At 65.0% G+C, this 25,551-nt stretch carries 21 protein-coding genes; 7 read left to right on the top strand and 14 right to left on the bottom strand.

All coding sequences use genetic code 11. The features are described from left to right. Positions 1 to 48: 48 nt before the first annotated feature. The 3 genes from RFM98_RS16240 to RFM98_RS16230 form a co-directional block, all read right to left on the bottom strand. The gene (locus RFM98_RS16240; RefSeq protein WP_320309811.1) at positions 49 to 804 is read right to left on the bottom strand and encodes an SDR family NAD(P)-dependent oxidoreductase; all 756 of its coding nucleotides are present in this window, start codon (positions 802 to 804) and stop codon (positions 49 to 51) included. A 72-nt stretch (positions 805 to 876) separates the two neighbouring features. Further along, the gene (locus tag RFM98_RS16235) at positions 877 to 1,647 is read right to left on the bottom strand and encodes an SDR family NAD(P)-dependent oxidoreductase (RefSeq protein WP_320309810.1); all 771 of its coding nucleotides are present in this window, start codon (positions 1,645 to 1,647) and stop codon (positions 877 to 879) included. Positions 1,648 to 1,777: 130 nt separating this feature from the next. Continuing rightward, entirely contained in the window at positions 1,778 to 2,611 is an 834-nt protein-coding gene (locus RFM98_RS16230) for a GNAT family N-acetyltransferase (protein WP_320309809.1), read from the bottom strand. 258 nt (positions 2,612 to 2,869) lie between these two features. Here RFM98_RS16230 and RFM98_RS16225 point away from each other — a divergent pair, with 258 nt between their 5' ends. Beyond that, positions 2,870 to 3,736, top strand: coding sequence for a hypothetical protein (locus RFM98_RS16225; protein ID WP_320309808.1), 867 nt, complete (start codon positions 2,870 to 2,872; stop codon positions 3,734 to 3,736). A 71-nt stretch (positions 3,737 to 3,807) separates the two neighbouring features. Here RFM98_RS16225 and RFM98_RS16220 read toward each other — a convergent pair whose 3' ends face one another. Next, entirely contained in the window at positions 3,808 to 5,010 is a 1,203-nt protein-coding gene (locus tag RFM98_RS16220) for an ROK family transcriptional regulator (protein WP_320309807.1), read from the bottom strand. A gap of 222 nt (positions 5,011 to 5,232) precedes the next feature. Between RFM98_RS16220 and RFM98_RS16215 the strand changes: the two genes are divergently transcribed. The 6 genes from RFM98_RS16215 to RFM98_RS16190 all read left to right on the top strand — a co-directional run bounded on the left by RFM98_RS16215 (position 5,233) and on the right by RFM98_RS16190 (position 11,308). Then, positions 5,233 to 6,471: an extracellular solute-binding protein gene (locus tag RFM98_RS16215; protein WP_320309806.1), complete on the top strand. Its 1,239-nt coding sequence runs from the start codon at positions 5,233 to 5,235 to the stop codon at positions 6,469 to 6,471. An 87-nt stretch (positions 6,472 to 6,558) separates the two neighbouring features. Then, complete coding sequence (locus RFM98_RS16210; protein WP_320309805.1) at positions 6,559 to 7,443, top strand: carbohydrate ABC transporter permease; 885 nt, start codon at positions 6,559 to 6,561, stop codon at positions 7,441 to 7,443. Next, positions 7,443 to 8,288 (top strand): carbohydrate ABC transporter permease, encoded by an 846-nt coding sequence (locus RFM98_RS16205; protein WP_320309804.1) that lies wholly within the window; start codon positions 7,443 to 7,445, stop codon positions 8,286 to 8,288. Before RFM98_RS16210 ends, RFM98_RS16205 begins: the two co-directional genes overlap by 1 nt. Continuing rightward, positions 8,285 to 9,307 (top strand): SIS domain-containing protein, encoded by a 1,023-nt coding sequence (locus RFM98_RS16200; protein ID WP_320309883.1) that lies wholly within the window; start codon positions 8,285 to 8,287, stop codon positions 9,305 to 9,307. The genes RFM98_RS16205 and RFM98_RS16200 overlap by 4 nt, the downstream gene beginning before the upstream one ends. Then, the gene (locus RFM98_RS16195) at positions 9,307 to 10,245 is read left to right on the top strand and encodes a PfkB family carbohydrate kinase (protein ID WP_320309803.1); all 939 of its coding nucleotides are present in this window, start codon (positions 9,307 to 9,309) and stop codon (positions 10,243 to 10,245) included. Before RFM98_RS16200 ends, RFM98_RS16195 begins: the two co-directional genes overlap by 1 nt. Continuing rightward, positions 10,232 to 11,308: an ABC transporter ATP-binding protein gene (locus tag RFM98_RS16190; protein ID WP_320309802.1), complete on the top strand. Its 1,077-nt coding sequence runs from the start codon at positions 10,232 to 10,234 to the stop codon at positions 11,306 to 11,308. Before RFM98_RS16195 ends, RFM98_RS16190 begins: the two co-directional genes overlap by 14 nt. A gap of 175 nt (positions 11,309 to 11,483) precedes the next feature. Here the strand turns inward: RFM98_RS16190 and amaB are convergent, their stop codons facing one another. From amaB to RFM98_RS16140, 10 genes are all read right to left on the bottom strand, one after another. Continuing rightward, complete coding sequence (amaB, locus tag RFM98_RS16185) at positions 11,484 to 12,998, bottom strand: L-piperidine-6-carboxylate dehydrogenase (RefSeq protein ID WP_320309801.1); 1,515 nt, start codon at positions 12,996 to 12,998, stop codon at positions 11,484 to 11,486. A 183-nt stretch (positions 12,999 to 13,181) separates the two neighbouring features. Continuing rightward, positions 13,182 to 14,456, bottom strand: coding sequence for an RNA polymerase sigma factor (locus tag RFM98_RS16180; RefSeq protein WP_320309800.1), 1,275 nt, complete (start codon positions 14,454 to 14,456; stop codon positions 13,182 to 13,184). Beyond that, the gene (locus RFM98_RS16175; RefSeq protein WP_320309799.1) at positions 14,453 to 14,827 is read right to left on the bottom strand and encodes a YciI family protein; all 375 of its coding nucleotides are present in this window, start codon (positions 14,825 to 14,827) and stop codon (positions 14,453 to 14,455) included. Before RFM98_RS16175 ends, RFM98_RS16180 begins: the two co-directional genes overlap by 4 nt. A gap of 111 nt (positions 14,828 to 14,938) precedes the next feature. Next, complete coding sequence (locus tag RFM98_RS16170; protein WP_320309798.1) at positions 14,939 to 16,030, bottom strand: DNA topoisomerase IB; 1,092 nt, start codon at positions 16,028 to 16,030, stop codon at positions 14,939 to 14,941. Positions 16,031 to 16,094: 64 nt separating this feature from the next. Further along, positions 16,095 to 16,838, bottom strand: coding sequence for a glycosyltransferase family protein (locus RFM98_RS16165; protein ID WP_320309797.1), 744 nt, complete (start codon positions 16,836 to 16,838; stop codon positions 16,095 to 16,097). Continuing rightward, positions 16,835 to 17,707 carry a glycosyltransferase family 2 protein gene (locus tag RFM98_RS16160; RefSeq protein ID WP_320309796.1) on the bottom strand — a complete coding sequence of 291 codons (873 nt, stop codon included), beginning with the start codon at positions 17,705 to 17,707 and terminating at the stop codon, positions 16,835 to 16,837. The genes RFM98_RS16165 and RFM98_RS16160 overlap by 4 nt, the downstream gene beginning before the upstream one ends. Further along, entirely contained in the window at positions 17,707 to 18,642 is a 936-nt protein-coding gene (locus RFM98_RS16155; RefSeq protein WP_320309795.1) for a glycosyltransferase family 2 protein, read from the bottom strand. The genes RFM98_RS16160 and RFM98_RS16155 overlap by 1 nt, the downstream gene beginning before the upstream one ends. Positions 18,643 to 18,747: 105 nt before the next feature. Then, positions 18,748 to 19,632, bottom strand: coding sequence for a transglutaminase family protein (locus RFM98_RS16150; protein WP_320309794.1), 885 nt, complete (start codon positions 19,630 to 19,632; stop codon positions 18,748 to 18,750). 3 nt (positions 19,633 to 19,635) lie between these two features. Continuing rightward, the gene (locus RFM98_RS16145) at positions 19,636 to 22,047 is read right to left on the bottom strand and encodes a circularly permuted type 2 ATP-grasp protein (RefSeq protein WP_320309793.1); all 2,412 of its coding nucleotides are present in this window, start codon (positions 22,045 to 22,047) and stop codon (positions 19,636 to 19,638) included. 6 nt (positions 22,048 to 22,053) lie between these two features. Further along, the gene (locus tag RFM98_RS16140) at positions 22,054 to 25,413 is read right to left on the bottom strand and encodes a transglutaminase family protein (protein ID WP_320309792.1); all 3,360 of its coding nucleotides are present in this window, start codon (positions 25,411 to 25,413) and stop codon (positions 22,054 to 22,056) included. Positions 25,414 to 25,551 lie beyond the last annotated feature (138 nt).

Below are 25,551 nucleotides of genomic sequence, written 5' to 3'. Positions count from 1 at the left end.
AGCGCCCCCCGCTACCATCTCCCTACATTTTTGCTTTCGCGCTCGCGGTCAGCCCTTGCGTTCCTGCAGGATGTTGCCGCCATCCACGACGAGAACGGCGCCGTTGACATAACTGGCTGCGTCGGATGCCAGGAACAACACGGCGGCCGCGACTTCCGCGGGGCTGCCGGCGCGCCCAAGCGGCGTGCTCCGGGCAGCGGCGAGTTCCTCAGGTGTCGAGGCGCCGGTCGCGATCCAGCCCGGCGCCACGGCGTTGACCGTGACGCCGCTGCGGCCGACCTCCAGGGCAAGCGCGTGCGTCAGCCCGATCATGCCGGCCTTGGCCGCCGAATAGGCGGCCTCGCCTTCATTGGACACGTAAGGCCCGGTCACCGAGGCCATGTTGACGACGCGCCCATGGCCGCGCTGCACCATGCCGGCCAGAAATCCGCGCGTGCTCAAAAAGGCGGTCTTCAGGCTGACATCGATGCCGCGGTCCCAGTCGCTTTCGCTGAGATCGAGAAACCGCCGCTGCAACGCCGGTTGGGCGATTGTGCCCATCCCGGCATTGTTGACGAGGACGTCGATCTCGCCGGCCTCGGAGCACAGACGCTCGACATCGCCCGGGAGCGTCAGGTCGGCCGCAAAAGCGCGGACATCCAGCCCATCCGCCCGCAGTTCCTCTGCCCGCTGTTCCACCCGTGCGGACGAAGCTGTGATGATGACCGAAAGACCGGCCTCGCCCAGCGCTCGCGCTGTCGCGATCCCAATGCCATCGGCGGCGCCCGCGCCGGTCACCAGTGCCTTGCGAGATTTGCGGAACACGACCATTTCCTCTCCACGACGCCAGCACCGACATGCCGGGCAATCATACCCGCGATGAAACCGATCCCCGGCTCAATAGCCGGCGCTGACGCCGAAATCGATCGAAAGCGCGGCTCCGGTGATCGGCGCCGCGCCCGGCTGGCAAAGATAGTGGATGAAGGAAGCGATCTCTTCCACCTGGATGAATCTGGCTCTGTCCCCTTGCGGATAGTGCCCCAGCAGCCGGCGCTTGTAGCCGTCGGGGTCATCTGCGCCATAAGTCCTGGCCTGATATTCGATCATCGGCGTTGCCGTGTCGCCGGGGCAAACGGCGTTGACCCTGATGCCTTGTGGGGCGAGTTCCAGGGCGAGCGCCTTGGTCAGCAGCACCAGCCCGCCCTTCGAGGCGCAATAGACGGCCGCCCCATTGTTGCCGACGATGCCGGCGTCGGACGCGATGTTGACGATCACGCCTTGCGCCGCCGACAGATGGGGAACGGCCGCCGAGATCAGGAAGAACGCTCCCTTGAGATTGACGTCCAGCACCAGGTCCCATTGGTCTTCCTCGACCCCGTTTGCCGGTCCCTCGAGCCAGACCCCGGCGGCGTTGACGAGAATGTCTATGGCGCCGCCCCAGTTTCGGGTCATGCCCACCACGTCGCGGCAGGCGGCGACGGAGCGGATATCGAGCGGCAAACCGATCGCATCCGCTCCGGTCGAGGCGATCCTCGCCACGGCGGCGTCGAGTTTGGGGCCTGGGAGATCGGCAAGCGCGATCCGCTCGCCGTCAGCCGCAAGGCGCATTCCGGTCGCCAGACCCATGCCCCCGGCGCCCCCGGCAATCAGAACTGTCCTGCCAGCCATTCGACAACCTCCACGAAACGCAGCTCCAGCAAAGGCAAACCATGTCCCCCAAACCATGTCATTGGGCCATGTCGCATGGACCAGGCAGGCAAAACAATGATCTCAGCAGCTTCTGCCGGGCAGCCCGCGATCATCCCAACTCAAGCGTCGTGATGCCGAAAACCATCGATGGGGCATTACCGGGTTTGCCGCCCTTGTACATGCGCATCGTCGTGAAGCCCGCAACCATGCCGGCGGCCTGGAGCATGGCGATGAATGCAAGCTGGCTGGCCGGCACGTCGATGTGCAATGCCTCATTGCCGATCCTGCCCGAGAGGCCTGCCACCAGTGCCAGGGCCAGATCCGTCCGGTCGGCCAACAGCGGCCCGACCTTGAAACCTTCCCGGCATCGGCGCGCCACGCCGTAGCCGGCAAAGCCGGTTGATCCGGTCAAGGACAGCGCGATCCTTGGCTGCTGCAGCCATTCTCTTAGGAAGGCGTCCCGTGGCGCCGGGAAGCACTGGCGATCATAGGCGAATAGCCCGACCATGTCGGCGGCCGTCACCGGCCGTATGTCGCTGCCGTCAGCCACTCCGGCGGGGCGACCGCTGTAGCGGACGGTCTCATAGGCAGGCACGAAGCCCATGCTCTGATAGTTGGCCCGCTGCTCGGCCACTCCGTCGAGACCGATGATGCGGTTGCCGAGGCGCGCCATGCCGGCATCCCAGACTGCCTTGCCATGGCCTTCGCCACGCCGGTCCGGCCGGCAGATATAGAGGCCGATGAAGCCGAAGCCCGGGCCGTAGGCGACAGCCGAAATGCCGGCCACCATCTCGCCGCCGACAAAGGCGCCGATAAATCCCTCAGGATCGGCCGCTCGCAAAGCAGCGGCGTCACCGAGCCCGGGATTCCAACCCTCTCCCGCCGCCCAGTCGACAAGCGTTTCCACTTCGTTGGCGGTCAGGGTCCGGATTGTTCTCGGCATCATTTCACTTCACGGCGGGAGGTAGCCATTGTCAGGCATCAGTTGCCAGGATAGGCCGCCATTTGCGGACTGCAAAGGCCGCGCGGAGCCGCGACCTCGGCATATTGAGCGGCACGTTTGCTCCGGTCGACTTGGTCGTAACGGCGTGGCCCGGCAGCAACTCTTTCACCGTTGTTCCAATGGGCAACTGGACACAACCGGCGAAGACTGGGAATCTTCATTTGTCGTTGCTTGGAATCGCATGGAGTACCGCAGGAAATGCCGCTGAGTGCCGCAGAGATCGCCCGTCATCCGGCAGCGCTTCGCGGTGTCCAGGAACAGGCCAGAGCGCTCATCCATATATATGAAACGAGTCCGCGGCTGGCCGCCGTGTTTGCCACCCAGCAGCGCTGGCTGCTCGCTCATGTCGGACTGGCTCTGCATTTCCGGCGCGATCCCAACGACCGCCGCACCGAAATGACGGTGGCGCGTTTCATCGAGGTCGTGCGCCGCCATTCCGTGGCCAGCCGCAACACCGCCGAGTCCTTCGTCAAGGAGATGCTACACTACAACATCGCCGAATATATTTCGGCCAGCGGCGACGGCCGCGCCCATCCCTTGCGGGTCACCGAGGGCACGATCGAGACCTTTACCGGCTGGATTTACGCGCATCTGAGGACGCTCGACCACATAGACGGCGGAACCCGGCTGGCAGCCTTCCTCGATCGGCCCGAAATGTTGCCTGTATTGCAGCCGCTGATCGCCGACGGATTGCTGGCCAGCGAGGGCGTGCGGGAGCCTGGGCATACTTTTTCATTGTTTATCTGGCTAAACAACGGCGGCATCGTCATGGACTGGCTGATGTCCGGCATCGATCCTGATGATGTCCATCTCGACAGGATACCGACCGGCGTCATCTCGGTCAGTGAATTCGCCCACTGGCTGAAGCTCTCACGCACCCATCTGGCGCGGAAACTCCATGATGCCGAGGCGCTCGGCAACATCGGCTGGGTCGGCCAGCGCGGCCATTCCGTGATGTGGGTTTCGCGGCAGTTCTTCGACGAGTACATGGCCGTCCAGGCAGCCAAGCTCGCGGTCGTCGACGAGGCCTTCGAAGCCTGCATCTCAGCTCTGAAAGATCGCTGACCACCCGAAGCTCGGCGCGGCGTTGCGCAAAACCGGCACCCGCAAGCGACCGACTGAGCGTTTGCGCTTTTCTATCCGGCCTTCAGGATAGCGGAAAACCGCGGATCGAAGGCCCGGCTGATCGGTTCGGCCGCGGCGCCCACGGCAATCGCCCAGGGATCCGTGGTGCCGAGTTGCAGGCGCGGCAGGCGTCGGGCCGGACGATCCGCAATCGACGGCAGCAGCGGATGCATGGCCTGGACCAGAAGCCGGGCCAGCGCCTCGGGTGCGCTGCTGGTGAGGATGACGGTCTGCGGATCGAAGATCGTTTCAATCAGATGCACGCTCCACCGCAGGTCGGACGCGGCTCTCTCGACCCACGCCATGACCCTCGGGTCTTGCGCAAGCGCCAAGGCGCCGAGCTTCTCGTAGAGGCCCCTCTCGGCGGGGTCGAGACCGAGATGCTGGTAGAGCGAGGCGAGCGAGGCGCGGTGCTCCAACGGCGTGGAACCGGGACCGGTCGGAGAAAGCAGCGCCCGGCCGATCTCGCCGGCATTGCCGTTGCCGCCATTGTAGAGCTCGCCGTTGAGGATCAGCCCGGCGGCTATGCCGTAACCGATATAAAGGCAGACGGCGTGATCCACACCATGAGCGGCGCCAACGATCCGCTCCGCCGTTGCACAGGCCGCCGCGTCATTCTGCAGCCCGACATTCAGTCCGGTGCCGGCGGCAAGCGTCTCGAGCAGCGGGAATTGCTGCCAGGCGGGCATCATCCATTTGTCGTCCGATTCCTTTAGGCCGAACGGCCCCGGCATGGCGACACCAAGGCCGACCAGCCGCCGTTCGGACTGCGTGGAAATGCCGGCCAGCTCGCGCCTGACATCCGCGACGAGACCGAGGATGGTCCGGACACCCGGAGACGGTTCATCGAGCGGCAGGTTGGCTTCGGCGCGTGCCATCACCTTGCCGACGAGGTCGACCACCACAACGCGTGTCAAATGCCGGTCGATCTGCAGCCCGATGGCGAAGGCCCCCTCGGGGACCAGCCGGTAAGGCGTGAAAGGCTGCCCCCTGCCCTTGCGCACCGCATCCAGCGCCACGACCAGGCCATCCTGCTCGAGATCCTCGATGATGTTGGAAACCGCTTGCTTGGTAAGCTGCGTGGCCCGCGCCAGGTCGGCGCGCGAAAGCGCGCCGTTGAGCCGCAACGCCTCGATCATGACGCGGCGGTTATGCGCGCTCGTACCTTCCTGGTTGGTGCCGCTTTTGGCACGGATCGGCCTGATGTCGTGCACTGTCGTTTCCCCTCTTGACTCCATTAAAGGATTGATCGACTAATTAAGTCAAGCGAATTGACTTAATAGGTGAAACCCGCGCGGTTCAACAAGAAGACGGCCAAGGCCTTGAGCCCTCGCCGCACGCCATTCGGGGCAGATCCGGTCACACGCGAGGCGAATTCGAGGAAGCGGCACAGCCTTTGCCGCCCACTCGCAGCTGTCGAAAATGGGAGAAGACAAATGCTGAAATCGATCGGTAAGACACTTCTGGGCGCGGTGTTCGTTGGCGGACTGTTCGTCCCCCACGCCTTCGCTGAAACGACCTTGAACGCGCTCTTCATGGCGCAAGCCGCCTATAGCGAGGCCGACGTGCGCTCGATGACGGAGGCCTTCACCAAGGCCAATCCGGACATCAAGGTCAATCTCGAATTCGTTCCCTATGAAGGCCTGCACGACAAGACCGTGCTCGCGCAAGGGTCCGGCGGCGGTTACGACGTGGTGCTGTTCGACGTCATCTGGCCGGCTGAATATGCGACCAACAAGGTGCTGGTCGACGTGTCGTCCAAGATCACCGACGACATGAAGAAGGGCGTGCTGCCCGGCGCCTGGACCACCGTCCAATACGACGGCAAATACTACGGCATGCCGTGGATCCTCGACACCAAATACCTGTTCTACAACAAGGAAATCCTGGAGAAGGCCGGCATCAAGGCGCCGCCGAAGACCTGGGAAGAACTCGGGCAGCAGGCCAAGATGATCCAGGACAAGGGATTGCTGAAGACGCCGATCGCCTGGAGCTGGTCGCAGGCCGAAGCCGCCATCTGCGACTACACCACGCTGGTCAGCGCCTATGGCGGTGACTTCCTCAAGGACGGCAAGCCGGACTTCCAGAACGGTGGCGGCGTCTCGGCGCTGAAATACATGGTCGACAGCTACAAGTCGGGCCTGACCAATCCGAACTCCAAGGAATTCCTGGAAGAGGACGTCCGCAAGGTGTTCGAGAACGGCGATGCCGCTTTCGCGCTGAACTGGACCTATATGTACAACATGGCCAACGATCCGAAGGACTCGAAGGTCGCTGGCAAGGTCGGCGTCGTGCCGGCGCCGGGCGTTGCCGGCACCAGCGAGGTCTCGGCCGTCAACGGGTCGATGGGCCTTGGTGTCACGGCGGTATCGAAGCATCAGGACGAAGCCTGGAAATATATCGAGTTCATGACCTCGCAGGCGACGCAGAACCAGTATGCCAAGCTCTCGCTGCCGATCTGGGCTTCGTCCTATGACGATCCGGCCGTCACCAAGGGCCAGGAAGAACTGATTGCCGCCGCCAAGCTTGGTCTCGCCGCGATGTATCCGCGCCCGACCACGCCGAAATATCAGCAGCTGTCGACGGCGCTGCAGCAGGCGATCCAGGAATCGCTGCTTGGCCAGACGACACCGGAAGACGCGCTCAAGACCGCCGCCGAAAACAGCGGCCTCTGATCCGGCGTTCCTCGACGTGCGGGCGGCCTCATACACGAGCGCCGCCCGTGCTATTTCTGATCGGATGAAGGAAGAGAGGCGCCTCTGATGTCAGGCACCTGGATGACGACTCGCGCGTGGCTGTTGATGCTGCCGCTTCTGGTGATCATGGTCGCCGTCATCGGCTGGCCATTGGTCGATACCGTCAGGCTCTCCTTCACCGACGCCCAACTGGTCGGCACGGCGGGCAATTATGTCGGCTTCGACAATTACACCAAGATGCTGACGAGCTCGAATTTCAACCGCACGCTCGCGACCACGACCTGGTTCGCGGTCATCTCGGTCGCCGCCGAGATGGTGATCGGCGTGCTTGCGGCACTTTTGCTCAACCAGGAATTCCGCGGCCGCGCTATCTTGCGCGGGCTGATGATCCTGCCCTGGGCGCTGCCTACCGTCGTCAACGCGACGCTCTGGCGGTTGATCTACAATCCCGAATATGGCGCCCTGAACGCAGCGCTGACGCAGCTCCGTCTCATCGATGACTATCGCTCCTGGCTGGGTGAGCCGGGAACCGCTCTGGCGGCGTTGATCGTGGCCGACTGCTGGAAGAATTTTCCGCTGGTGGCGCTGATCGCGCTTGCCGCCCTGCAGGCGGTGCCGCGCGACATCACCGCCGCGGCGCTTGTCGACGGCGCCGGCCCCTTCGCCCGCTTCCGCTTTGTCATCCTGCCCTATCTCGCCGGTCCGCTGATGGTGGCGCTCGTGCTGCGCACCATCGAGGCCTTCAAGGTCTTCGACATCATCTGGGTGATGACCCGCGGCGGCCCGGCCAACAGCACGCGCACGCTGTCGATCCTCGTCTACCAGGAGGCCTTCTCTTTCCAGCGCGCCGGCTCCGGCGCCTCGCTGGCGCTGATCGTCACCTTGCTCGTCACCGTGCTCGCCGTCGCCTATGCGACACTGGTCCGCAAGACCGCCGGGAGCGCGGCCTGATGGAGCGCAAGGGCCAGGTCTTCACCGCTTTCATCTATGTCTGCGCCATCCTGCTTGCCGCCGTAATCCTGGCCCCGCTCGCATGGCTCTTCGTCATGAGCATATCGCCGGCGGCCGATCTCGCCGCCAAGCCGCTGCGCTGGTGGCCGCAAGCGGCCGACTTCTCCCGTTACGCGCAGCTTCTTTCGACCGCCGAAAACAGCGCCGGCGCCGCCTTCACCGCCTCGTTGCGCAACAGCCTGGAGGTCGCCGGCATGGCGACGCTCGCAGCTATCCTGCTTGCCGTGCCGGCTGGCTGGGCCGTTTCGCGCACGCCTTCGGTGGGCTGGTCGCTGTCGATGGTGATCGCCACCTACATGCTGCCGCCGGTCGCGCTTTCCGTGCCGCTTTATATGGGCCTGTCCTATCTCGGCCTGCTCAACAACGTCTTTGGCCTGGCGCTGATCTATCTGACGATCCTGGCGCCCTTCACCACCTGGCTGATGAAATCGGGTTTCGATTCCATCCCGCGCGAGATCGAGGCCGCGGCGATGATCGACGGGGCGGGACTGTTCCAGACCTGGCGCATCATCACCTTGCCGCTGGCGGCACCCGTGGTGGCGACATCGGCGCTGTTTGCCGTGCTGCTTGCCTGGGACGAGTTCTTCTACGCCTTGCTCTTCACCTCGGATCAGCGGGCAAAGACGCTGACTGTCGCCATCGCCGATCTCGCCGGCGGCCGCGTCTCCGACTACGGACTGATCGCCACCGCCGGCGTGCTTGCGGCCTTGCCGCCAGTGCTGATCGGCCTCGTCATGCAACGCGCGCTGATCTCGGGCCTCACTAGCGGCGGTGTGAAAGGATAATGATGACTGCAGAAAAGAAACGCCCGGCCGGGCTTGTCGCGATCGACCGCGAGATGGCGCGCCAGCATGAGGATGCGCTTGCCTCCTTCGAGAACAATCAGGAGGTAGCCGCCAAGGTCGCCGCCTCGATCAGGAAGACCGGCAGGCTTGTCCTGCTCGGCATGGGCGCCTCGCATGCCGTCGCCCGTGCCGTCGAGCCGCTCTATCGCGCGCACGGCATCGATGCCATCGCGCTGCCGCTGTCGGAACAGCTCGGCCAGCCGCTGCCGCTTGCCGGCAAGACGGTGATCGTCACCTCGCAGTCGGGCGAAAGCGCCGAGGTGTTGCGCTGGTTTGCCGAGACTGGCGGTCACGCCGAAACCTTCGGCCTGACGCTGGAGGCTGGCTCGTTCCTTGGCCGTACCGTGCCTTGCCTCGTCGGCGCCGGCGGCACCGAGCTCGCCTTTGCCGCGACCCGCAGCCTGACCGTGACCTTCGCCCTGCATCTCGCCATCCTGGCCGCGTTCGGCGAGGATCCCGCCGCCGCCCTTGCCGCACTTAACGAGCCGGAGACGGTTGCGATCGATGCGGCGCTTGTAGCGCTCGGCAATGTGGCGACCGTGGTCACGTCGGGCCGTGGCCTTCAAGGTGTGGCCGAAGCATTGGCGCTCGGCCTCACGGAACTGTCGCGCCTGCCCTGCTATTCCCTCGAAGGCGGCCAGCTTCGCCATGGACCGATGGAGATGCTCGGCGAAAAAATCGGCATCGTCCTCTTCCGCGGCAAGGATTCGACCGCCGATCTCGTTACCGCCATGGCCCTGTCCGTCGTCGAAGCCGGCGCGCCGCTGATCGTCTTCGACGCTTCTGGCATGCCGCCGGTCGCGGGCGCCGTCACATTGAGGTTCAAGCCTGCCTCCGGGCTGGCGGCGGTCTTTGCCATGCTGCCGGTGGCGCAGCGGCTGATGATCGCCTTCGCCGATGCCCGCGTCGAGAATGCCGGAACGCCGGTGCGCACCACCAAGATCACGCGGAGCGAATGATGCGGCCGCTCGCGGTGATCGGCAACGTCAATGTCGACCTGATCGTCGGCCCGGTCGCGCCATGGCCGAAGGCAGGCACCGAGACCGTCGTCGACCACGATGATCTACGGGCCGGCGGCCAGGCCGGCAACACGGCTCTCGCCTGGCAGGCGCTGGGCATCGATTTCGAGATCGCCGCCAATCTTGGTGACGACCAGTTCGGCCGCTGGCTGCGCGAGGCGTTCGGACGCCGCGCGCAAAAATGGCCGGTTCGTCCCGAAGGCACGACGCTGTCGGTCGGCATGACCCATCCCGATGGCGAGCGCACCTTCTTCACCACGCGCGGCCACCTGCCCCGCTTCAGCCTGGGCGACGTGCTCTCCGTGCTCGATGGGAAACGGCTTTCCGGCGGCTATGCGCTGCTCTGCGGCTCTTTCCTCACCGACGACCTGACGCGCGATTACGACGCTTTCTTCGACTGGGCCGAATCGCACGGCATCGCCGTCGCGCTCGACACCGGCTGGCCGATCGACGGCTGGACGGAGGCGAACTGCAGCGCGGCGCGCGGCTGGCTGTCGCGCTGCGAACTGGCCCTGTTCAACGAGGTCGAGACGACGACGCTGGCCGGCCAGGCAAACCCAGTGGAAGCCGCGCGCAAGATCCGCGACGGCATGAAGGGTGGGGCCACCGTCGTCGTCAAGCGCGGACCGGACGGCGCGATTGCCATCGGCGCGGACGGCGAGCTCATTGGAGCGGCGGCACCGCGTGTCACCGTCGTCGACACGATCGGCGCCGGCGATGTCTTCAACGCCGCCTTCCTGGCCGCATTGGCGCAGGGGCGACCGCTGGAGAACTGCCTGTCCGCCGCCATACGGGTGGCCTCGCGCGCCATCTCAACCCTGCCCCGCGACTATGGCGGGCCGATCCAATTCGAGGATGCCGTCCATGAGCGCGCTTGAAATCCGCGACGTCCGCAAGAATTACGGCAGCGTCGAGACACTGAAAGGCATCGATATCGCGCTCGAAAACGGCGAGTTCCTGGTGCTGCTCGGCTCCTCGGGCTGCGGCAAGTCCACCCTGCTCAACATCATCGCGGGTCTCGCCGAGGCAACGAGCGGCGACGTGCTGATCGGCGGCCGGTCGGTGCTTGGCGTGCATCCGAAGAACCGCGACATCGCCATGGTCTTCCAGTCCTACGCGCTCTATCCGAACCTGACCGTGAGCCGCAACATTGGCTTCGGCCTGGAGATGCGCAAGGTTCCCGCCGCCGAGCGCAACAAGGCGGTGCACGAAGCAGCGAGACTCTTGCAGATAGAGAGCCTGCTTGACCGCAAGCCCGGCCAGTTGTCCGGCGGCCAGCGCCAGCGCGTCGCCATCGGCCGGGCGCTGGTGCGCAAGCCGCAGGTCTTCCTGTTCGACGAGCCGCTCTCCAATCTCGACGCCAAGCTGCGCCTCGAAATGCGCACCGAGCTGAAGCGCCTGCACGAGATGCTGCGCACCACGGTCGTCTACGTCACGCACGACCAGATCGAGGCGATGACGTTGGCGACCCGCATCGCCGTCATGCGCGACGGCCGCATCGAACAGCTCGGCACGCCGCAGGAGATCTACAACCATCCAGCGACGCTCTATGTCGCGGGCTTCGTCGGCGCGCCGGCGATGAACATGCTGGAAGCGGTTGTGGCGGACGGCAAGCTCGCCATCGCCGGCACGGATGCGCGGCTGGCGCTGCCGGCGCGCTACGCAAGCGTGGCCCGTGACGGGGCAAGAATTGTCGTCGGCATCAGGCCCGAAGCGCTCCGCCTTGGACCGGGCAGCAGCGCCGACTTGTCGCTGCCGGTCGAGATCGACGTCGTCGAGCTGACAGGTCCCGAACAAGTCACCACTGCCCGGGTCGGAGCGCAAAGACTGACGGCGACCTTGCCGCCGCAAGCCCGCGTCGCCAAAGGCCAGCCATGCGCGTTTGTCTTCGACGCGGACGCGCTTCGCCTGTTCGATCCCGTGACCGGCAAGGCTTTCTAGAGCAACTCCAGGAAAAGTGTGGGCGGTTTTCCGTTCGGAAAACGGCGCCGCTCTAATGCATGTCGCCCAGAAGTGTGCAGCGGTTCTGGGACATCGACATGCATCAAAACAAAGACCTAAAGCGCGTCGCCTGAATCCGTTTCAGCGCGACGCGCTTTAGGCGGCGCCGTTTCGTTCAATCGATGTCGAACGAGACGCCCTGCGCGAGCGGCAGCGCCTTGGAGAAGTTCACCGTGTTGGTGGCGCGGCGCATATAGGCCTTCCAGGCATCCGAGCCGCTCTCGCGGCCACCGCCAGTTTCCTTCTCGCCGCCGAACGCCCCGCCGATCTCCGCGCCCGAGGTGCCGATGTTGACGTTGGCGATGCCGCAGTCCGAACCGTCGACGCCGAGGAAGCGCTCGGACTCCTGCAGGTCGCGCGTGAAGATCGATGACGACAGGCCGGCGCCGACCGCGTTGTGCTGCTCCAGCGCCTCGTCGAAATCGGAATATTTCATCACATAGAGGATCGGCGCGAAGGTCTCTTCGGTTACCGGTGAAACCTGCTTCGGCATTTCGACCAGCGCCGGATGCACATAATAGGCGTCCGGATGGCCGTTCTCGACGCGCGTGCCGCCGGTCACCTTGCCGCCATGCGCCTCGGCCGCCTTCAGCGCCTTCTGCATGTTGTCGAAGGCAGCCTTGTCGATCAGCGGACCGACCAGCGCCTTGCCTTCGAGCGGATTGCCGACCGAAACGGACTGATAGGCCTTCTTCAATCGTGGCAGCAGCGCGTCATAGACGCTGTCATGCACGAACAGGCGCCTGAGCGTCGTGCAGCGCTGGCCGGCTGTGCCCATCGCGCCGAAGGCGATGGCGCGCAGCGCCATGTCGAGATCGGCGGTGGGCGTGACGATGCCGGCATTGTTGCCGCCGAGCTCCAGCACCGCGCGGGCAAAGCGCTTGGCGAGCCGCGGGCCGACCTCGCGGCCCATGCGTGTCGAGCCGGTGGCCGAGACCAGCGGCACCTTCGGATGGTCGACCAGCACCTCGCCGGCGACGCGGTCACCGATCAAGACCTGCAGCAGGCCTTCCGGCGCGTCGGCGCCGAAACGTTTTGCGGCGCGCTTGAAGATCGCCTCGCAGGCGAGCGCCGTCAGCGGCGTCTTTTCCGACGGCTTCCACACCACGGCATCGCCGCAGACGAAGGCGAGCGCCGAATTCCACGACCACACCGCGACCGGGAAGTTGAAGGCCGAGATCACGCCGACGACGCCGAGCGGATGCCAGGTCTCCATCATGCGATGTCCGGGACGCTCGGTGGCGATGGTGAGACCGTACAATTGCCGCGAGAGACCGACGGCGAAATCGCAGATATCGATCATTTCCTGGACCTCGCCGAGACCCTCGGACGGGATCTTGCCGACCTCGATCGACACCAGCCGGCCAAGCTCGTCCTTATGCGCGCGCAATTCCTCGCCGAGCAGGCGCACCAGTTCGCCGCGCTTCGGGCCCGGCACCAGCCGCCAGCTCTGGAAAGCCTTGTGCGCGGCATCGATCGCCTTGCCCGCATCTGCGGCCGAGATCGACTTCAGCGCCGCGATCTGTTCGCCCGTCACCGGGCTGCGCACGATGAGGTCACCGCCGGAGAGCGCATCCTTGGCAACTCCGAGTTTCTCAAGAAGTGAGGCCGTTTCCTTCGCTAACGTCATTTTTGTCCCTTTCAGATCCCGCCTCTCATGGGGTGGGAATGGAGCCATGCGCCATGTCCTGGACCTGCCGTCGGGCACGCCTGGGCGCTTTGATGGCGTGGCATTACTCGTTTCAGGGAAAAACCGCCACCCCGGCATGGTCCAAGGCCGGATTGCGAAATTGGGCCAGACAGCGAAGTCGGATCAGCGTGCCTTCTGGATCGAGGACGTTTTGCTGCTTTCCTTGATCAGCCGGTCGATATGCATGCGGATATGCGCTGCCTCTGCCGCCGTGTTGGCCAAAGCGATGGCGCGGTCGAAGGCAACACGCGCCTCCTCGTTGCGGCCAAGCTGCATCAGCAGCCCACCCCGCAGGCCGAAGAAGTGGAAATAGCCCGACAGCCGCTCTTCCAGCGGCTCGATCATGGCAAGTGCGGCCTCCGGGCCGCGCACCTTGCTGACCGCGACCGCGCGGTTCAACGTCACCACCGGCGACGGCTGCATCTGCTCCAGCAGACCATAGAGCAGGTCGATCTCGTTCCAGTCGGTATCCTCGGCGACAGCCGCCCGCGCATGCAGCGCCGCAATTGCCGCCTGCACCTGGTAAGGACCGGGCTTGCGGTGGCGCAGCGCCTTGTCGACCAGCGCCAGGCCCTCGTCGATCATCTTGCGGCTCCATAGCGAGCGGTCCTGGTCTTCCAGAAGGACGATCTCGCCATTCTCGTCGAAACGCGCCGGCGCCCGCGCATGCTGCAGCAGAAGCAGCGCGGTAAGACCCATGATTTCCGGTTCCGTCTGGAACAGCCGCAGAAGCAGGCGGGCGAGCCGGATCGCTTCTTCGCAAAGCGGCGCGCGGGCCGGCGCCTCGCCGCTGTTGGTCGAATACCCTTCGTTGAAGATCAGATAGACCATAGCGGCGACAGCGGCGAGCCGCTCCGAGCGCTCGACCGCGCCCGGCGTTTCGAACGGCACGCCGGCATCGGCAATGCGCGCCTTGGCGCGTGTGATGCGCTGCTCCATGGCGCTCTCGCCCACCAGGAAAGCGCGCGCGATCTGCTTGACGGTGAGGCCGGACACGATGCGCAGCGCCACCGCGATCTGCTGCGTTGCCGGCAGATCCGGATGGCAGCAGATGAACAAGAGCCGCAGGATATCGTCGCGGTAATGCGCGCCGTCGAGCCGCTCGGCGATGTCTCTCTCGGCGTCCTCCAGATCGGAGATCTGGTCCTCTTCCGGCATCGGCGCCTGCTTGGCGCGCTTGCGCACGGCGTCGATGCCGCTGTTGCGTCCGACGAAGATCAGCCAGGCCGCCGGATCGCGCGGCGGCCCATTCTTCGGCCAGTTCTTGAGTGCCCTCAGGCATGCGTCCTGGAAAGCCTCTTCCGCGGCGTCGAGGTCGCGGAAGTAGCGCAGCAGCGCGCCCATCGCCTGCGGACGGGCATTGCTGATCGCTGTGCTTATCCAGGCAAGCTCCGTCATACGGCGACCTTGGTGGGGTTGAAGATCGAAACCGGCCGGATCTCGTAGGAGCCACCGCTCGGATTGACCTCGGAAAGTTCGCGGGCGAACTCGACGGCTTCATCGAGATCGCGGCATTCGAGCGTGTAGAAACCGAGGAATTGTTCCTTGGTCTCGGCGAACGGCCCGTCGAGCACGATCGCTTCGCCCTTGACCTTTCTCAGCGTGGTCGCCGCAGTCGTCGGCAGAAGGCGGGCAACCGGCCCGAGCCGCCCAGCCTTGGCGTATTTGTCCTGCACATCGAGGAGCTTCGCCATGACCTCGTCGTCCTGTTCCTTGCTCCAGGAACAGACGACGTCTTCGGAGGCGTAGCAAAGAATGGCATAGAGCATGGCAGGTCCTTTCCGTATCAAAGGACGCGACAGTAGGACCCTTCCCGACACAAGGTCGATAAAAAAATTAGGCGGGCGATCACGGGCTTGGCGGTCTTTCGCGGCCGGCTGTCAGGCGCCTTGGGCCTGCAGCCATCTGAGCACGAGCGTTTCTTCCTCGTCGAGGCCGGATATCAGGCGTTTGCGCTTGTTGGCCTCCGCCATCTCGTCAAGCAGGCGCCCTTCGGTCCACGCCTCGAACACCAGCGGGTGAATGTAGCATTTGCGGCAGACGGCACGGGTATTGCCCAACCGCTCGGCGACCTTGTCGACGACATTGTTTATCACCCGTTTTTGCTGAGTTTTGGCCTCGGGAAGTTCCGTCTGAACAAACAGCGACGCCGCATGGATGGTGCCGCCCCAGGTGCGAAAATGCTTGGAGCTGAATTCGGCGCCGGAAGCCTCGCGAATATAGCGGTTGACGTCTTCCGAACGCACCGGCCGCCGGTCGCCATCCTCATCGAGATATTGAAACAGTTTTTGTCCGGGCAGATCCTGCGTGCCGCGCACAACCTTGGCGATGCGGCGATCGACCAGCTTCAGCTTCCATTCCTTGCCGGACTTGCCCTTGAAGGCGAAGCGCAGGCTGGAGCCGGTGATCTCGACATGGCGATCGCGCAGCGTGGTCAGCCCGAAGCTCTTGTTATCCCGGGCATAGGCCGCATTGCCGATCCGGATCATGGTGTTGTCGAGCAGCCAGACCACCGAGGCGACGACGCGCTCCAGAGGCAGCCCGTGCCGGCGCAGATCGGCATCGATCTGCCGTCTGAGAGCGGGCAGGCTTTCCGCGAAGGCGACGAGGCTGGAATATTTGACGCCGTCGCGTTCCTCGATCCATTGCGGGTGATAACGGTACTGTTTACGGCCGCGCTGATCCCGGCCGGTTGCCTGGATATGGCCGCCCGGATCGGGCGAGATCCACACATCCGTCCAGGCAGGCGGAATGACGATCGCCTTGATGCGGGCAAGCGCCCCTTTGTCGACGGCTCTTCCATTGGGTCCCGAATAGGAAAATCCCGCGCCGTTCCTCAATCTGCGGATGCCGGGATCGGCATCGCTCACATAGCTGAGCGATGCGCTCTTGGCGGAGCCGAGCGCACCGTTCCTGCGGGATTCCTCGTCCCGCGCTGAACGGCCCGAAGACAATTGTGAATGCCGCAACATGCCGGCTCCGCGAGATTATCCGTAGATAAAGCCGCACGCCGGTGACTGGTTCCGAAACAGCTTTTCAGCCCTGCCGGTCGGCCGATACATCCGCCATCCAGAGTCCGCCATCGTCGGCATGGGCGGGAAAATACTCCCGCCCCGCCGGTACGGCCTCGAGGATCATTCCCGCCTCGTCAGCCAGATAGTCGTAGCCAATCGGCTGCAGTTGGCGATCCGGATCGAGACGATTGTAGAGGTCGCGACGCGCCACGCGCCGCTTTGGCTCGATCATCTTCAAATGATAAAGATTGAGGCCGCTGTCCTTGAGCCTGAAGCCGATATCCTCGGGAAACCAGGCGCCATGCAGATCCTTCGATCGATAGCGGTCAGGGTGATAGGCGCTGAAAAGCCTGTGCTGCGTCTTCCGGCCCCAGGCACCGTCGATCCTGTAGCTGGCCGGCGTGTACATCTCCCGGCAGCGGAACCCCCACGCGACATGCCTGGACCCGCTGATCAATCGGCCGATCCGGCTGGCGACGGCATTTTCCAGCCTTTCGTCGGGATCCACGGCCAGAACCCAATTTGCGCCCACCTCATAGGCCGCGGCGATAAGCGCGCGCCGCCTTTGCGGCTCGCTGCTGAAAATCCCGTCCGAGGCGCGGTCATCATAGGCGATCCAGCCGTCGACGACGGGGTCGAGATTGGCGATAAGGTCGGGCACAAGATGCTGATCGTAGCGATAGCTGAACACGGCGACGATTTTCTGCCGCGACCAAAGCCATCGACCGCGGCGCCGGCGCGGCGACTTCATCGCGATGGTGATCATCGGCGGCGGCCCGTCTTGTCGCCATACCGTGCGCCGACGGACGCCCCCAGCGATTTGGCGAACAATGCCATCCACACGATCGGCAGCGACAGCCTTGCGAAAGTCCTTTCCTTGCCGGACAGCCCCTCTTTGGCCAGCTTGCCGACATTGCGCCGGTCCCGGAACACCTTGCGGAACGGGCGCACGGATTTCTCGGCGTCGACGGACCCGAGATAGACGCCGTAGCGGCGCCCGCGCCGATACTGGTCGGCAAGCAATCCGAATAGGCTCGTCTCGTTGCGATGAATGGTCAGGACCCTCGGTTCCCAGACCGGCTGCAAAGCCTCCGGCAGCCTGGCCATGAATTCGGTGTCTTCTCCCGACGTCATCCGCTCGTCGAACGCCCCGTATCGCTCGAACAGCTTCCGGTCGAACGATACGCCGTAGCGCTGTGCCTTTTCGGCGGGAAGGCCGGGCAGGCGCCGCATGTAGGTGACGAGATGCGCCGCGCAGGCGACCAGATTGCGCGGGTGACTGTTCGAGATCGCGCTCGCAACAGCCGGGATGCCCTGCCGGTGTCGTTGCAGCCTGGCTTGCGCCCATCCCGGATGGGCGAGACAATCGTCCGCAAGAAAGGCGACGAAAGGAGCCTGCGTGGCCACGATGCCGCGATTTCGAGCGGCGCCGGCAAGCAGCCGCTCCTCGACATCGATGACCCTCACGTCGATGCCGCAATCGGCAAGAAGCGCCTTGGCGTTTCCGCCGCCGGAATTCACCACCACGATTTCGAGCGGAATATCCTGGTCGAGCACCGACCTTACCGCAGCCACCAGTTCGGCGGGCGCCCGGAAACCAATCACCACGACCGCAAGGTCCGGCCTCTCGGCCATCAGGCGCGTTGCAGTTGGCCGGCCGGCGCCGAGAACCGGCGCCGCAGCCTGATCTTCAACCGATAGCGCATGCAGCGCCAGACATCCCCGCCCGCCCGTGGCGCGGCCTCGGCCACCCTGAGGAATCTCGCCGCCATGTCGAAATCGCCGCGCGCGTAATAAACGCGCGCGATCTTCAAGGCGACGAGGCCCTCCCTCATCTTCAGCGACTGCTTTGCGATGCCGCAGGACCGGAGCTGGCGTAGCGCCAGGCGCCATTCGAGAAAGCGCGCAGCAGCTCTGACCGTGAAACGATCGTCGGAGCGCTCCGCCGACACGAAATAGATGAAGATGGGTTGTGTCACGACCGCGAGCGAGGCCTTGGCCATCAGGCGCGCCCAGAACAGCGTGTCCTCATCATAGGCAAGCCCGGTCGGGAATCTCGTTTCGCCGATGATCCGCCGCGACACCAGCGCGCTGCCGACGGCGATCGACCGTATCCGCCCTTCGAGATAGGCGCAGGCGTTGGGGGGCCCGCTCGCCGCGTATCCGCTCGGTATTTTAGTGGACCGTTCCTCGCCGTCGACCCGCCGGTGGTAGGCGCCGACCACCATGTCGGTGCCCGATTGCGTCATGGCCTTGGCCAGCAACACACGCAGGCCGCCCTCCAGATGAAGATCGTCGGCATCGATCATATAGATCCAGGGAAAGCAGGCCTGTTCCAGAGCCAGATTTCTGGAGCCGCCGGCATCGCGGCAGCTCGACCTGATGACGCGCAAGGGCAAGCCAAGTCGCAACGCAGCTTCCGTGGCGACGGCAGCGGTGGCGTCGGAGGAAGAATCGTCGACCAGAAGCACCTCGCCGATAACCGCTTTTTCCGACGCTAGCGAAGCGAGCGTGCGGGCAATCGTGCGGGCCGCATCGTGTGCCGGAATGATGACGCTGACGGCTTCCAAATCTGTCTCCGCGCCGCTACGCGATCCGGGAGCGGCCAATCCCGAGGCCCAAGATACCGGCCACACCTCGCCTTGAGAAGCGCCTATCGCCCGATCGGTAGGTGGTCAAACCTTTTCGACAGCGACCGGGATGACGTCGACCGCCTGCTCGCCGACCTGGCCGCCGGTGGTTTTCAGCACGCCGACGATCGGCGCCACGTCGGAATAATCGCGGCCGTAGCCGACGGTGATATGGTCGTTGCTCGCCCGCATGCCGTTGGTCGGATCGAATTCCTGCCAGCCGGCATCGCGCCCGCACCAGGCCTTGACCCAGGCGTGCATGGCATCCGCGCCTTCGAGCCGAGGCTTGCCCTTGGGCGGGATCGTGCGCAGGAAGCCGCTGACATAGCCGGCCGGAATACCCAGTCCGCGCAGGCCGGCGATCATGATATGCGAAAAATCCTGGCAGACCCCCCGCTTCAGCGCAAAGGCGTCGCTGGCCCGCGTCTGAACGGTCGTTGCCTTGCCGTCATAGGTGAAATCGCGATGGATGCGGTTGCAGAGATTAACCGCCGTGGCCACCGTCGAGGAGGCCAAGCTTTCCCGCGCATAGGCCGTGATCGCCGCGTCGATGGCGGCATGATCGCTGGCGGCGAGGAAATGATGCGGCGCAGCGGGCGACAACGAGCGCACCAGATCGAGCTCCGACTTCAGCCCGCTTAAATCGGGCGAGACGTCGAGACCCGGCTCGGGCCGCGAGACCGACACGCGCGCGCTCATCCGGATGTCGAGCGTCTCATGCGCGTCGCGAAAGGCGATCGATGTGACGTTGTTGCCGAAGAAATCGGAAAAATCGGCACGCTCGGCCGGCATCGGCTGGAAGGACAGCGAGGCGGCGATCACGCGCTGCACCCCGGCGATCGTCTGCGGCATGACGCGCACCTGGTGCCGTCCGCCGCCGGCGGCAGCGGCGTAGTCGTAATGCAACTGAAGCTTGATGTCGTACAGCATCGCCTACCCGAAATAGGCTCTGGAGAGGCTGTTGTAGAGATCGCCGATCTGGCCGGCGAGCTCATCAAGCACCTTGGCGCTCATGTCCGACGGCTCCATGACGGCTATTGCCGTGTTGAGCTGCAGGATTTCCTTGGCCGCGGGCGACATGTGCCCTTCGCCGCCGATCGAAGGCAGCATGCCGATCTCGGCCTTCAGCCGCTCGAGCTGGAACAGGATCGAGCGGGGATTGAGCGGGTCGAGCGCGAGCAGGTCGATGACCGTGCGCCGCCCGGCCTGCACCGGATACTGCCGGCGATGGGTCATGACGCTGTCGCCGATCTCCAGCATCATGTCGAGCGCCCCCTCCGGCGCCCCGTTCATTGTCAGCCGGCTGAGCGTTCTGGCGATCTGGATGCCGCGTTCCAGCCTGCGGCCGATCTCCAGGAAACGCCAACCGGTGAAGCGATACATGTTCTCGTGCAGCAGGCCGGAAAAGCCGGCGAGCTTGCGCAGCATCACCGTCATCGCCCGCGTCGCGTCGTCTCCGGGCGCCACCGTGTCCGCGAACTTGTGAATGGTCTTCGACAGATCCTTCAGCGCCAGCCAGCCATCGGGCGAGAAACGGTCGCGTATCTGGCCGGCACTGTAGACCGCGCTGTCCAAAGTGCTGATCAGCCCCAGCGGTATCGCAGTTTCGACCTCGATGCCGAACGGCTCGAGATAATCCCTGATATCGGCAAGCAGCGGCATGTCCTGATCGGACGTCTCGGCAAGCCGCACGTGATAGGCGCGCAGCACGCGCACCGTGTCTTCCGAGCGCTCGATATAGCGCCCGAGCCAGGTCAGGTTCTCCGCCGCGCGGCTGGGCAGGCTGCCCGGCATGGTGCGGGTGAAGCCCTCATGCTCCTGCGGCAACAGCGTCTCGCGCTCGACCGGCCTGTCGCTGACCACCCAGACATCCGCCGCCTGGCCGCCGCGCTGCATGGCGATCGCTGTCGGGTCGAGCGAGAAGCCGACACGGGCGAAGCCGCCGGGCATTACCGTCCAGCCTTCGGGCGTGCGCGCCAGATAGACGCGCAGGCTGGCAGGGCGTGGCTCCAGCAGGCCGCCGACAAACACCGGCGTGGTCGACAGCGTCACCGCTTCCTGGCCGACGAAACCGGCGCCGTTCGCCTCGATGCGCGCGACGAGCTCGGCCCGCTCGCCCGCCGAAAGGGCCGATCCGAGCCGGGTCGCGCCGTCGTCCTCGAAGGCAAGCCGGGTCGACAGCGCCGGGCCGACGACCATACGGTCGATGTTTGCCAGCACATGGCTTCGCTCGGTCTCCTGGCCGCACCACCAGGTGGCGATGTTCGGCAGCTTGAGATCGTCAGCCTGCAGTTCCCGCGTGATCCTGGGCAGGAACGACAGCAATGCCCGCGTCTCCATCAGGCCTGATCCCAGGGCGTTGACCGCCGAGACGGAGCCGCGCCGGATCGCCTCGACGAGCCCCGGCGTTCCGATCTGCGAGTCCGGCCTGAGTTCCAGCGGATCGGCAAAGGCGGCATCGAGCCGCCGCCACAAAACACCGATCGGCATCAGGCCGGAAACGGTGCGCACCATCAGCCTGCCGCCGGAAACGGTCAGGTCCTCGCCCTCGAGCAGCATGATGCCGAGATAGCGGGCGATATAGGCGTGCTCGTAATAGGTTTCGTTGAGCGGCCCGGGCGTCAGGATGGCGACGCGGCCGCCGGAGTCCCTGGCCATGCCGTTCAGCGCATCGCGAAAACGGCGGAAAAAACCGGCGAGCCGGTGCACATGCATCTCGCCATAGATGTCCGACAGCGCGCGCGTGGTGGCGACGCGGTTCTCCAGCGCAAAGCCAGCGCCCGACGGCGCCTGGGTGCGATCGCCAAGCACCCACCAGCGGCCGTCCGGGCCGCGGCCGAGCTCGAAAGCCACCATGTGCAGAAAATGGCCATTGGCCGGCCGGACGCCGGCGATGGGGCGCAGATATTCAGGGCTCGCAGCAATCAGACCGGCCGGCAGAATGCCCTTCTCGACCAGTCGGTTCGGTCCGTAAACATCGGCCAGGATCGCCTCGAACAGGTCGGCGCGCTGGACCAGCCCGGCGCTGATCTCGGCCCATTCCTTCTCGTCGATGAGCAGCGGGACATGCGCCAGCGGCCATTCGCGCTCATTGGCGCCGGCCTTGTCATAGACGCGGTAATAGACCCCGGCATCGCGCAGATACTGGTCGGCGCGGACAAAGCGCCGGCCAAGCCGCTCCGCTCCCAGTTCGTCCAGCGCCTCTATGAAGGCGCGCCAGGCCGGACGCGGAGCGCCCGATGCGTCGACCATCTCGTCGACGACGCCTTCGATCGGCCGGTAGCGCCCCAGCAGGCTCGGCGCCCGCGGCCTGCCGCTCGCCCGTTTCTGATTCCCCTTGGCCATTGTCGATCAGAATCTCGCCGGCCGCCTCAGGTCAAGGGTCATGGAGAACTCTTCAGAGGCTTCTTCGTCACGCAGCACATAGCCGCCCGGCGTGTGGCCGCGCGGTTCGAACCGGGCAAGCCGCCGGGCCTCGGCCTCGTTGCCGTTGACCGGGAACGTATCATAGCTGCGGCCGCCCGGATGCGCGACATGATAGACGCAACCGCCGACAGAGCGCCCCGACCAGCGGTCATAGATGTCGAAGACCAGCGGCGTGTTGACCGGCAGGGCCGGATGCAAGCCGGAGGCCGGCTGCCAGGCCTTGAACCGCACGCCGGCCACCGCGACCTCTCTGGTGTCTGTCACCTTCATCGGCACGATGCGCCCGTTGCAGACGATGGCGTGACGCTCCGGGTTGAGGCCTTCGGTCCGCACCTGCAGCCGCTCGACGGAGGAATCGACGAAGCGGACAGTGCCGCCGATCGCGCCCTGCTCGCCCATCACATGCCAGGGCTCCAGCGCCTGCCTCAATTCCAGCTTGACGCCGGCTTGGCTTACCTCGCCGCAGAACGGGAAGCGGAATTCGAGCTGCGCCGCGAACCACTCCGGGCGGAAGTCGAAACCGTTGAACTTCAGATCCTCCAGCACATCGAGGAAATCCGCCCAGACATAATGCGGCAGCATGAAACGGTCATGCAGCGAGGTGCCCCAGCGAACGAAGCGGCCGTCGAGCGGGTTCTTCCAGGTCCGGGCGATGATCGCGCGAACCAGCAATTGCTGCGCCAGCGACATGCGCGCATTGGGCGGCATCTCGAAACCGCGGAACTCGACCAGACCGAGCCGGCCGGTCGGGCCATCCGGCGAGAACAATTTATCGATGCAGATTTCCGAACGATGCGTGTTGCCGGTCACGTCGGTCAAGAGATTGCGGAACAGCCGGTCGACCAGCCAGGGCAACGGCGCTGCGCCCTTGTCCGGATGCGGCACCTGCGCCAGCGCGATCTCGAGCTCATAAAGCGAATCGTGACGCGCTTCGTCGAAGCGTGGCGCCTGGCTGGTCGGGCCGATGAACAGGCCGGAAAACAGATAGGACAGCGACGGGTGCCGCTGCCATTGCAGCACAAGGCTCTTCAGGAGATCTGGCCGGCGCAGGAACGGGCTGTCATTTGGCGTCGCACCGCCGACCACGACATGGTTGCCGCCGCCGGTGCCGGTGTGGCGGCCGTCGATCATGAACTTGTCGGTGCCGAGCCGCGACTGCCGCGCTTCCTCGTAAATGGCCGTGGTTGTGGCTACGCATTCCCGCCAGTTGGCGGCTGGATGGATGTTGACCTCGATGACGCCCGGATCCGGCGCCACTCGGATAACGTTGAGGCGCGGATCATGCGGCGGACCATAGCCCTCGATATGCACCGGCAGGCCGATCGCCTTCGCCGCGTTCTCGGCTGCTGCCACCAGTTCGAGATAATCTTCCAGCGCCTCGACCGGCGGCATGAACACGCAGAGCCGCCCGTCGCGCGGCTCGACGGTGATCGCCGTGCGCACCGCGCCGCCGATCTCAGTGAGCTCCTGCTCGACGCGATCCTGCTGGCCGGTCGCCGCCGTGAAGGACACCGCCTGCTGACGGCGCGCCATTTCGTCGGCGCCTTCAGTCCCTACCGGAGCGGCATCCGGCAGGATTGCCTCGCGCGCCGGCAAGGCGCCGCGCGGCACAGACGGATCGACCGGCACGATATAAGGGAATTGCGCCGGCGGCACATAGGGCAGCGTGCCGAGCGGCAGCCGGTAGCCGACCGGAGAATCGCCGGGCACCAGGAACAGGCGGCCGCGCCGCGTCTTCCATTTTTCCGAGCGCCAGCGCTGTCCCGTGGCCTGGCTGTTCCAGCGCTGCACGGGCAGCACATAGCCCGACGGCTTTGTCAGCCCGCGCTCGAAGACGCGCGCCATGCGGCTGCGCTCTTCCGGGTCTTCCAGCTTCGAATTGGACGGGTCGACATTGTCCGGCAACTTGCCTTCCTTGAGCAGCCATTCGCCCGGATCCTCATAGGCCTCGCCGACCATCGACTGTTCGATGCGGAGCTCGCCGGCAATCGCCCTCAACAGTCCCTCGGCCTGCTCGGGTCCGACGGCAGGATCGCCCTTCTCCCGTGCGATCAGCGAAGGGTCGCGCCACACCGGCTCGCCATCGGTGCGCCAGTAAAGCGAGAAGGTCCAGCGCGGCAGGCTCTCGCCCGGATACCATTTGCCTTGCCCGTAATGCAGGAAGCCCCCCGGCGCGAAGCGTTCGCGCAGCCGGCGGATGAGCTGGTCCGCCTTGTCGCGCTTGGTCGGGCCGACGGCTGCCGTGTTCCATTCGGCGGCTTCGAAATCGTCGATCGAAACGAAGGTCGGCTCGCCGCCCATGGTGAGCCGTACGTCGCCGTCTCTCAGCGCTGCGTCGACTTTCTCGCCCAGCGTATCGAGCGCCTGCCAGCTTTCGTCCGAGAACGGCTTGGTGATGCGCGGATGCTCGGCGATCCGGTCGACCCGCATGTCGAAGCCGAAATCGACATTGGCGAAGCTCGCCATGCCGGAGATCGGCGCGGCATTGCGGAAATGCGGCGTCGCGGCGAGCGGCACATGGCTTTCGCCGGTCAGCAGGCCGGAGGTCGGGTCGAAGCCGATCCAGCCTGCGCCCGGAATATAGACCTCGCACCAGGCGTGCAGGTCGGTGAAGTCGACGGCGGTTCCCGGCGGCCCGTCGAGCGAAACGAGATCGGGCTTCAGCTGGATCAAATAGCCGGAGACGAAGCGCGCGGCGACGCCCAGATTGCGCAGGATCTGCACCAACAGCCAGCTTGAGTCCCGGCATGAGCCCTTGGCCGCGGCGAGCGTCTCCTCGGGCGAGTAGACCCCGGTCTCCATGCGCACGATGTAGGCGATCTCGCGCTGCAGCCTTGCATTGAGGTCGACCAGGAAATTGACGGTATTTGTCGGGCTGCGATCGACGCTTTCCAGGAATTTGGACAAGAGCGGCCCGGCTGGCTCCGGCGTGCGGTAGATGGCAAGGTCTTCCCTGATCTCTTCGGGATAGTCGAACGGGAAGGTCTCTGCGCTCTCCTCGACGAAGAAGTCGAACGGGTTGTAGACCGTCATGTCGGCGACGAGGTCGACCTCGATCTTCAATTCGGTCACCGGCTCCGGAAAGACGAAGCGGGCGAGGAAGTTGCCGTAGGGGTCTTGCTGCAGATTGACGAAGTGGTTTGCCGGCTCGACCTTCAGCGAATGGCTGAGCACCTTGGTGCGCGAATGCGGCGCCGGCTGCAGCCTTATCACCTGGGGGCCGAGAACCACCGGCCGGTCATATTTGTAATGGGTCAGGTGATGGACTGCTGCCAGAATTGCCATGGGGCCCCGGAGAACGGCGTTTCAACCGCCAGACCCTGACACAAATCCTGGCCGTTCTCCAAGCAGAGATGTTGCGCTGCACCTAATTTAAGCGGCGTTGCCGGCTTAAGGTGTGTCGATATTCAGGTCAGGCCAGCC

This window comes from Mesorhizobium australafricanum, assembly GCF_033977265.1.
Lineage (GTDB): Bacteria > Pseudomonadota > Alphaproteobacteria > Rhizobiales > Rhizobiaceae > Mesorhizobium > Mesorhizobium australafricanum.
Note: the sequence above shows the minus strand (reverse complement) of the source record. Positions and strands in the feature narration are given on the sequence as shown.

What these genes read in the sequence shown, in the direction of transcription:
- RFM98_RS16235 (WP_320309810.1), bottom strand. Translation starts at nt 1,647, where the DNA reads ATGGCTGGCAGGACAGTTCTGATTGCCGGGGGCGCCGGGGGCATGGGT.
- RFM98_RS16230 (WP_320309809.1), bottom strand. Translation starts at nt 2,611, where the DNA reads ATGCCGAGAACAATCCGGACCCTGACCGCCAACGAAGTGGAAACGCTT.
- RFM98_RS16225 (WP_320309808.1), top strand. Translation starts at nt 2,870, where the DNA reads ATGCCGCTGAGTGCCGCAGAGATCGCCCGTCATCCGGCAGCGCTTCGC.
- RFM98_RS16215 (WP_320309806.1), top strand. Translation starts at nt 5,233, where the DNA reads ATGCTGAAATCGATCGGTAAGACACTTCTGGGCGCGGTGTTCGTTGGC.
- RFM98_RS16210 (WP_320309805.1), top strand. Translation starts at nt 6,559, where the DNA reads ATGTCAGGCACCTGGATGACGACTCGCGCGTGGCTGTTGATGCTGCCG.
- RFM98_RS16205 (WP_320309804.1), top strand. Translation starts at nt 7,443, where the DNA reads ATGGAGCGCAAGGGCCAGGTCTTCACCGCTTTCATCTATGTCTGCGCC.
- RFM98_RS16195 (WP_320309803.1), top strand. Translation starts at nt 9,307, where the DNA reads ATGCGGCCGCTCGCGGTGATCGGCAACGTCAATGTCGACCTGATCGTC.
- RFM98_RS16190 (WP_320309802.1), top strand. Translation starts at nt 10,232, where the DNA reads ATGAGCGCGCTTGAAATCCGCGACGTCCGCAAGAATTACGGCAGCGTC.
- amaB (WP_320309801.1), bottom strand. Translation starts at nt 12,998, where the DNA reads ATGACGTTAGCGAAGGAAACGGCCTCACTTCTTGAGAAACTCGGAGTT.
- RFM98_RS16180 (WP_320309800.1), bottom strand. Translation starts at nt 14,456, where the DNA reads ATGACGGAGCTTGCCTGGATAAGCACAGCGATCAGCAATGCCCGTCCG.
- RFM98_RS16175 (WP_320309799.1), bottom strand. Translation starts at nt 14,827, where the DNA reads ATGCTCTATGCCATTCTTTGCTACGCCTCCGAAGACGTCGTCTGTTCC.
- RFM98_RS16170 (WP_320309798.1), bottom strand. Translation starts at nt 16,030, where the DNA reads ATGTTGCGGCATTCACAATTGTCTTCGGGCCGTTCAGCGCGGGACGAG.
- RFM98_RS16165 (WP_320309797.1), bottom strand. Translation starts at nt 16,838, where the DNA reads ATGATCACCATCGCGATGAAGTCGCCGCGCCGGCGCCGCGGTCGATGG.
- RFM98_RS16160 (WP_320309796.1), bottom strand. Translation starts at nt 17,707, where the DNA reads ATGGCCGAGAGGCCGGACCTTGCGGTCGTGGTGATTGGTTTCCGGGCG.
- RFM98_RS16150 (WP_320309794.1), bottom strand. Translation starts at nt 19,632, where the DNA reads ATGCTGTACGACATCAAGCTTCAGTTGCATTACGACTACGCCGCTGCC.
- RFM98_RS16145 (WP_320309793.1), bottom strand. Translation starts at nt 22,047, where the DNA reads ATGGCCAAGGGGAATCAGAAACGGGCGAGCGGCAGGCCGCGGGCGCCG.
- RFM98_RS16140 (WP_320309792.1), bottom strand. Translation starts at nt 25,413, where the DNA reads ATGGCAATTCTGGCAGCAGTCCATCACCTGACCCATTACAAATATGAC.